The following is a 677-nucleotide window of genomic DNA, read 5'->3' as shown; positions in this document are numbered from 1 at the left end:
GATCACCACCTGCGTCAGCGTGTCGCCCGGCGTCGTAACATCCGCCGTGATCTTGACCTGCGCCGTCGTGTCTTCCTTGATGCACTGGTCCGGCGTCTGAACCACCAGGCCGACATCAGGCTCGCCCACCGCGCCGCCGCCGACATCAACCATGGCGCTGACCGTCGCGACGTTGTCGTCCGGGTCGCACTCCTCGTCCGTCGGGGTCTCCTCGGCACGCGCCGTCGCCGTGAACGTGAAGCTGTCGCCGTCCTCGATGCCGCCCGGCGCCGTGACCTCAAAGACATAGTCCGTGAAGCCCTCGGTCCCGTTGGCTACCGTGAAGACCACATCGCCGTCGCCGTTCACCTCGGCACTCACCCCGTCGGGCAGATCGTCGAGATCGCCGACCGTGAAGCCCTCGGGAATGTCCACCACCACCGTGTGGCTCTCCGAGCCGTCCGTGAAGTCGCCGAAGGTCGCCGACACGCTCACCGTGCCGACCTCGCCCGGCGAGAACTCGGAGTCCGCATCGTCGCTGTCGTTCACGCTGATCGACACCGACAGGCCGTCGCCCTCACCGTCGGCCACCGCGTCCACGTCGATGGCGAAGTCGTCGTCGCCCATCGCCGTGTCCGAACCGTCGACCGCCGTCGCCTCGACGTTGAACGTCGCATCGACGTCCGAGTCCGCCGGCG

At 67.9% G+C, this 677-nt stretch carries 1 protein-coding gene; it reads right to left on the bottom strand.

The annotated features are described in order from the left end of the window. Positions 1-677: hypothetical protein (locus HBA54_RS28610; RefSeq protein ID WP_167232152.1), on the bottom strand; the 677-nt coding region annotated here is incomplete at both ends.

Origin of the sequence: Pelagibius litoralis (assembly GCF_011683915.1) — a bacterium.
Classification (GTDB): Bacteria; Pseudomonadota; Alphaproteobacteria; order Kiloniellales; family Kiloniellaceae; genus Pelagibius; species Pelagibius litoralis.
The sequence above is the reverse complement of the archived record's forward strand: the minus strand, read 5'-3'. Positions and strand labels throughout refer to the sequence as shown.